This window comes from Escherichia sp. KTE159 (genome assembly GCF_000408805.1).
In the GTDB taxonomy this organism is placed as follows: Bacteria; Pseudomonadota; Gammaproteobacteria; order Enterobacterales; family Enterobacteriaceae; genus Escherichia; species Escherichia marmotae.
This window is the reverse complement of the sequence record NZ_KE137292.1, coordinates 2,502,069-2,509,038: the sequence shown is the minus strand read 5'-3', so window position 1 is coordinate 2,509,038 and position 6,970 is coordinate 2,502,069. Positions and strand designations below refer to the sequence as shown.

The window sequence follows — 6,970 nt, the reverse complement described above, 5'->3', positions numbered from 1 at the left end:
AAGCGTCGCCTCCGGCATGGAGCGGTGCTACTGCTTCGCCTCAGCAAAACACTGGCTGATGATCTCCAGACCCTGACGGATCTGAGCATCTTCAATGGTGAGGGGGACAAGGATGCGCAGTACGTTGTAATAAGGGCCGCAGGAGAGAAGAATCAGACCTTTATCGCGGGCGCGCGCTACGATCTCGGCGGTGAGTTTCGCATCCGGTTTGTCGTGATCGCCATTTTCAAACAACTCGATCGCAATCATCGCCCCCAACCCGCGCACATCGCTGATCTCAGGGTGTTTTTCGGCTATTGCCAACAATCCGTCTTTCAGTTTCTGCCCCAGATCGTTGGCTTTTTGCAGCAGATTTTCCTGCTCGAACACCTTCAATACTTCCAGCGCCGCCACGCAGGCAATCGGGTTACCCGCATAAGTGCCGCCCAGACCACCTGGTGCGACGGCGTCCATCACTTCGGCACGTCCGGTGACGCCCGCCAGCGGGAAGCCGCCCGCGATCGATTTCGCAAAGGTGGTGAGATCCGGTGCAACGCCCATTTGCTCCATCGCAAACAGCGTACCGGTACGTCCCGCGCCGCTCTGGACTTCATCGGCAATCAGCATGATCCCATGCTCGTCACACAGCGCGCGTAAACGTTGCATAAAGGCTGGCGTCGCGGCGTAGAAACCGCCTTCGCCCTGAACCGGCTCAATCACGATGGCGGCGATATCTTCCGGCGCAGCGTCATTTTTGAAGATTCGGTGGATACTGGCGATAGCGTCATCTTCACTGATGCCATGCAGTGGGCAAGGGTAAAGCGCGCGATAAACATGGCCCGGCATCAGCCCCATACCCGCAGAGTACGGATTCACCTTGCCGGTCAGCGCCAGCGTGTAGTGCGTGCGCCCGTGATACGCACCGCTAAAGGCGATGGTGCCGCTGCGTTTGGTGGCGGCGCGGGCGATTTTTACCGCGTTTTCCACCGCTTCCGAACCCGTGGTGACCAACAGCGTTTTTTTGGCGAAATCGCCCGGCACCTTCTGATTCATAATCTCGCACAACTCCAGATACGGCTCGTAAGCCAGCACCTGGAAGCAGGTATGCGACAGTTTTTTCAACTGCGCTTCCACCGCCGCAACCACTTTTGGATGCAGGTGCCCGGTGTTGAGCACTGCAATCCCGCCCGCGAAATCAAGATACTCACGGCCTTCAACGTCCCACACCCGGCAGTTTTCCGCCCGGTCAGCGAAAATCGGGTGAATTTGCCCGACGCCACGGGGGATCGCCTGACTGCGGCGCTGCATTAACTCTTTATTGCTGCTCATTCGCGTTCTCCAGTTAAAGACCGATGCACATGTATTTGATTTCTAAGTAATCTTCGATGCCATACTTCGAACCTTCACGACCCAGACCCGAGGCTTTAATGCCGCCGAACGGGGCCACTTCATTGGAAATAATGCCGGTATTGATGCCGACGATGCCGTACTCCAGCGCCTCGCCCACGCGGAAGACGCGGCTTAAATCACGAGCGTAGAAGTAGGCGGCAAGGCCAAACTCGGTGTCATTGGCCTGCGCAATCACATCGGCTTCGTCTTTAAAGCGGAATAGCGGGGCGAGGGGGCCGAACGTCTCTTCTTTCGACACTTTGGCGTTGGCCGGAACGTCCACCAGTATGGTCGGCTGGAAGAAGTTGCCGCCGCGTTCGTGCGCTTTACCGCCGCAAACCACGCGCGCGCCTTTCTCCAGCGCATCGGCAATATGCTCTTCCACTTTTGCTACCGCTTTTTCATCGATCAGCGGTCCGATGGTGACGCCTTTTTCCAGTCCATCACCGATTTGCAGTTTGCTCACCGCCTGCTGCAATTTTTCGGCAAAGCGGTCATACACGCCGTCCTGCACGTATAAACGGTTGGCGCAGACGCAGGTTTGCCCGGCGTTGCGGAATTTCGAGGCCAGCGCGCCTTCCACGGCTTTATCGAGATCGGCATCGTCAAAGACGATAAACGGCGCGTTGCCGCCGAGCTCCAGCGACACTTTTTTGATATCTTTCGCGCACTGTTCCATTAACTGGCGGCCAATTTCGGTCGAGCCGGTAAACGACAGCTTGCGCACCAGCGGGTTGCTGGTCAGTTCGTTACCGACCGCGCCCGCCGAACCGGTGACCACGTTAAACACGCCAGCCGGAATGCCCGCGCGGATCGCCAGCTCTGCCAGCGCTAGCGCAGAGAACGGCGTCTGACTGGCGGGCTTCAGCACCATCGTGCAGCCTGCCGCCAGTGCCGGACCGGCTTTGCGGGTAATCATCGCCGCCGGGAAGTTCCACGGCGTGATGGCCGCAGTAACGCCAATCGGCTGCTTGATCACAATCAGGCGCTTATCGGCCTGATGACCGGGAATAGTGTCGCCATAAATACGTTTGCCTTCTTCGGCAAACCACTCAATAAAGGAGGCGGCGTAGCTGATTTCGCCTTTCGCTTCAGCCAGCGGTTTGCCCTGTTCGAGGGTCATCAGGCGCGCTAAATCGTCCTGATGCTCCATCATCAAATTGAACCAGTTGCGCAGAATGGTGGCACGTTCTTTGGCGGTGAGCGCACGCCAGGCGGGCAGGGCGCGGTTGGCGGCGTCGATAGCGGCACGGGTTTCATTAGCACCCATTTTCGGCACGTTACCCAGCTTGTCGCCGTTCGCCGGATTGGTGACATCGATGACCTCGCCATTGTTGGCATCCAGCCATTCCCCGTTAATCAACGCCTGCTGGCGGAATAAGTTACTGTCGTTAAGTTTCATCGCTACATCCTGTTTTCAAAGGTTATTGATTAAATGCGGCGTGTAAGGCATCCACACTACGTGCCGCTCGCAGCGTGCGTCCGGGGTTACTCTGGCTTGCCAGCAGCGTTTGTACCTTGCTGACAATATGCGCACCAATAGGAATTGCTGATGTCGCTGCCGGGGAGGGCGCATTGCAGGTGTGGATCGTGCGCGGGGTGGTGACAAACAGAAAATCGTCAATCAGCTTGCCGTCCGGCGATACCGCCTGCGCCCGCACACCGGCGGGCCAGGGCTGGAGATCGCTTAACGAAAGCCGGGGACAATACTTTTGCACCAGCCGCAAATAGCCGCTTTTGCACAGCGAGTTTTTCATCTCGCCCAGTCCTGAGCGTAGGTGGTTTTGTAGCACCCGGCGAATCCCCGAAGAGCCCAAAATCTCCAGCGTGTCGCTAAATGAGAAGTCGCGCTTGCGATAGCCTTCGCGTTTGAAAGCCAGCACCGCGTTTGGCCCGACGGTCACGCTGCCGTCGATCATCCGGGTGAGATGAACGCCCAAAAATGGCATCGCCGGGTCGGGGATGGGGTAAATCAGATGGTTAACAATCTGGTTATGCTCCGGCGCAAGGCGGAAATACTCGCCACGGAACGGGCAGATGATAAAGCCCGGTTCGAGGCCGAGCATTTTCACCAGCCGGTCAGCCATTAGTCCGGAACAGCTAATCAGCGTCGATGCTTCATATTCGTCGCCCTGACGGGTACGTATCACCACGCCGTTTTTATGCTCACTGAGCGCGCTGACTTCGGCGTTATAGATAATCTCACCGCCTCTGGCCTGGAAGATTTTTGCCATCGCCGCCGTCACTTCGCGATAGCTGACAATGCCGCTGGACGGCACAAAAATACCGCCAAGCCCGGTGATATTCGGTTCGCGCTCGCGCAGTTCGTCGGCGTTTAACCATTCGCGCTCGATCCCGTTCGCCGCCGTGCGTTTCCACAACGCGCGCATCCGTTCCATTTCGAGAGCGGACGTGGCGACCAGCATCTTGCCGCAGTTGTCGTAGCGAATGCCGTTTTGATCGCAAAAGGCTTTGGTGGCGCGGTTTCCCGCCAGGCAAAATTTCGCCTTCAGGCTGCCGGGCGTGTAATAGACCCCGGCATGGATCACACCGCTGTTGTGGCCCGTCTGGTGACAGGCCGGGCCGGACTCTTTTTCCAGCAACGCAATGCGGGCGTCCGGATAGACATCAATCAGTTGCATGGCGGTCGACATGCCGATGATGCCGCCGCCAATAATCACAAAATCATACATCCGCTCAATTCCTTTGCGCTTACTGATGCGTCTGGTAGTGGTTAGTGGCGTAAGCGAAATAGCCACGCTGGCGCATCAGTTCGCGACGCAGATCCGGATGCGCGGTAAAGCGGTCGCGACCGTGCAGCCAGAACAGGTTGTTAATCAACAGGAATTTGCCAACGGGAACGGGGACAGACAGAATGCCTTTGCTGGTTTCAATGGCGTCGGAAAGCTCGCTCAACCATACGCCTTCTTCGAAGTCTTTCGGCTGGACGAACTGGTCGATATAGCGCATCACCGGGCGCCCCTGCTGATCGACGTCGAACACCGGATGGAAGACATCTTTGCTGACGTTTTTACTTGGCGGTGCGGCAAAACGCATCGGACGGCGCGCCAGCGGGTGGCTGAAAAAGTGGTCCAGATGTTCCCAGTCATCGAGATGCAGCAGCAGCGAATTTCCGCCTTGCATGTTTTGTTCGTCGATTTTCATCATCAGCACGTAATCAGTGATCTCTTCGACATAGGTGCCGTCGTTATGCAACTCCATCACGCGGTGCGGCTGGCGCAGATAGCTGTCTGAGTTATCGACATTTCTCACCACAAAACGCGCATAATACTGACCGCTCATCGCATCGAAATTTGAGCGACCAATCAGATGCGCCACCGCCGTCGCCAGCTTCACCATCTCATCCGCCTGCTTCACATCATCGACACCTACCGCATTGATCAACAGCGCACCTTCAGCGCGGTTTAGCAACGTCTTCAACAGCAGCGGCTGTAGTTGGTTTGCACACAGATCGTCGAGAATTTTGCCCACCCGAAAACGCAGAAACGATTTGTACTCCAGCGCCTGCACGGGCCACTCGGCAACCTGTTCGAGAAACTGTTTGGTCGTCTGTTCGGTGAAGGTGAGTTCCAGCAGACGCGGGGATTGCGCCGACGGTATGAGGGTGAATCCGCTATAGTCCTGGCCTGAATCGACAGTATTGGTTTGTACGGCGGTCAGTGCATTCATCAGAAGCAATCCTCTTATGAGATGTAGGGTGACATGGCGATGCTCACTTCGTAGCCATAATCTAAAAATATCTACATTTCTGAAAAATGCGCACAAAAGAGACATATTGTTTTCTTATTGTGATCAAAAACAATATTTTATTAACATATGGTGAGGTGAGTTATAGATGCTTTTTTAGAGAAATAATTATTTAAAATAATAAGTTAGTGATGGTTATAGGAGGTGAGTATTGGGTGTGATTTCAAACTTCAAAACAAATGTGTCCTGCGATTTAATACACGATTGAGTTAATTTGAAATAACCTGTTGTAAACAGGTGAGTTTTAGTTCTTCACCTGTTTGGCAGGGGGGAGAATAATGCGTAGTCTCCATACATTATGTAAGTATCCCGCATAATCGTGCCATTCACATTTAGAGCCCCTTTTGCATTTCAGAAGAGCAACGTCCTCCTTGATTAAGGATAGCGTTGCATCGACCCGTTGAACTCAGAGCTCATAACAGACATTCATTTTTTATGGCTGAAAGGCATTCGTGGCTGGTTGATATATGGAAGCTGTGAACGAAAAGAATGGTGCTTGTTGAGGGGATAGATGAAGCACAGCCAAATTAAGCAGATGAAAAAATAAAAAAGCCCGCATAAGCGGACTTCTATGTCACTAAAGAGCTGCGGCTCCTTTGCGTATCCTTTTTTGTCTCCTCACCGTCTGGTCGGTGTCCTGCTGAGACTGCTAACTTCCTGTTTTTGTTGGTGTTGTTCTTACGCCGTCTAATCATGATTGGTGGAGCTGGCGGGAGTTGAACCCGCGTCCGAAATTCCTACATCCTCGGTACTACATGCTTAGTCAGTCTTTACATTCGCTTGCCAGCTGCGGACAGACACGCCACTAACAAACTAGCCTGATTAAGTTTTAACGCTTCAACCCCAGGCAGGGCTTCCACGCGATCTCTTTTGGGTTTGACCTCTCTTGATCCCCGTCCTAAGAGCGGAGGCTAGGGAGAGAGGGCTCTAAGCAGGTTATTAAGCTGCTAAAGCGTAGTTTTCGTCGTTTGCGACTATTTTTTGCGGCTTTTTACGAGGCCAACCGCCCCTCGGCATGCACCTTGGGTTTCGCAAATCCCGTCGAATCCAGAATCAGCCCCAATGTGTAACGGTGAGTATACCAGATTTGTGAGCGCCATGACCAGCCCCAATGGCGACATCGTCAAGGATTTAGCGCCTGCGTAGCATGATTTTTATTCGATTAAGCATGGGGATGACTACATCTGTGCTAAATATGATTATCAACAAGATGTTCATTCGCGCCACCGGAGAGGGGAGGCGCGGTGAGGGGCTGATCAGTATATGTTATGTAGGTTTAACGGTGAGCGTTTTTCATGATACGTGCTTTATCCACCTGCCATTCACGTTCTTTGATGTCAGAACGTTTATCGTGTTGTTTCTTACCTTTCGCGACACCAATTTTTACTTTGCACCAGGCATTTTTCCAGTACAGGGAGAGCGCCACTACGGTATAGCCTTCACGATTTACGCGACCGTACAATGAGTCCAGTTCGCGCTGGTTGAGAAGTAGCTTGCGAGTACGAGTAGGATCGCACACCACATGCGTGGAAGCCACAGCCATCGGCGTGATATTTGCGCCAAACAGGAACGCTTCTCCGTCGCGCAGAAGAACATAGCTGTCGCTAATATTGGCTTTTCCTGCGCGCAGGGATTTAACTTCCCAGCCTTGCAGGGCGAGTCCCGCTTCAAACTCTTCTTCAATAAAGTATTCGTGACGGGCGCGCTTGTTGAGCGCTATGGTTGCTGAACCAGGTTTATGTGCTTTTTTCTTCGTCATAAGCGTCGTGAATCATCGGTAATCTGAAATCGAAAACACCCCATATTAATCCTGCGGGGGACAAGGCTCTATCTT

The 6,970-nt window shown here is 53.8% G+C and carries 5 protein-coding genes and 1 other RNA gene; all 6 read right to left on the bottom strand.

What is annotated here, in order from left to right:
• Positions 1-27 precede the first annotated feature (27 nt).
• Positions 28-1,308 (bottom strand): 4-aminobutyrate--2-oxoglutarate transaminase, encoded by a 1,281-nt coding sequence (gene gabT, locus A31E_RS09765; RefSeq protein ID WP_001516916.1) that lies wholly within the window; start codon positions 1,306-1,308, stop codon positions 28-30.
• Positions 1,309-1,321: 13 nt separating this feature from the next.
• Positions 1,322-2,770, bottom strand: coding sequence for an NADP-dependent succinate-semialdehyde dehydrogenase (gene gabD, locus A31E_RS09770; protein WP_016249103.1), 1,449 nt, complete (start codon positions 2,768-2,770; stop codon positions 1,322-1,324).
• 22 nt (positions 2,771-2,792) lie between these two features.
• On the bottom strand, positions 2,793-4,061 hold the full coding sequence (gene lhgO, locus A31E_RS09775; RefSeq protein ID WP_016249102.1) for an L-2-hydroxyglutarate oxidase: 1,269 nt from the start codon (positions 4,059-4,061) through the stop codon (positions 2,793-2,795).
• A gap of 19 nt (positions 4,062-4,080) precedes the next feature.
• Positions 4,081-5,058, bottom strand: a complete 978-nt coding sequence (gene glaH / locus A31E_RS09780; protein ID WP_016249101.1) for a glutarate dioxygenase GlaH — start codon at positions 5,056-5,058, stop codon at positions 4,081-4,083.
• 776 nt (positions 5,059-5,834) lie between these two features.
• Positions 5,835-6,197, bottom strand: a transfer-messenger RNA (tmRNA) gene (gene ssrA, locus A31E_RS24410).
• 215 nt (positions 6,198-6,412) lie between these two features.
• Positions 6,413-6,895: an SsrA-binding protein SmpB gene (gene smpB / locus A31E_RS09785; RefSeq protein WP_000162574.1), complete on the bottom strand. Its 483-nt coding sequence runs from the start codon at positions 6,893-6,895 to the stop codon at positions 6,413-6,415.
• Between the last annotated feature and the right edge of the window lie 75 nt (positions 6,896-6,970).

Excerpts from the sequence above, each read along its gene's own strand:
- gabT (WP_001516916.1), bottom strand. The coding sequence starts at position 1,308 with ATGAGCAGCAATAAAGAGTTAATGCAGCGCCGCAGTCAGGCGATCCCC.
- gabD (WP_016249103.1), bottom strand. The coding sequence starts at position 2,770 with ATGAAACTTAACGACAGTAACTTATTCCGCCAGCAGGCGTTGATTAAC.
- lhgO (WP_016249102.1), bottom strand. The coding sequence starts at position 4,061 with ATGTATGATTTTGTGATTATTGGCGGCGGCATCATCGGCATGTCGACC.
- glaH (WP_016249101.1), bottom strand. The coding sequence starts at position 5,058 with ATGAATGCACTGACCGCCGTACAAACCAATACTGTCGATTCAGGCCAG.
- smpB (WP_000162574.1), bottom strand. The coding sequence starts at position 6,895 with ATGACGAAGAAAAAAGCACATAAACCTGGTTCAGCAACCATAGCGCTC.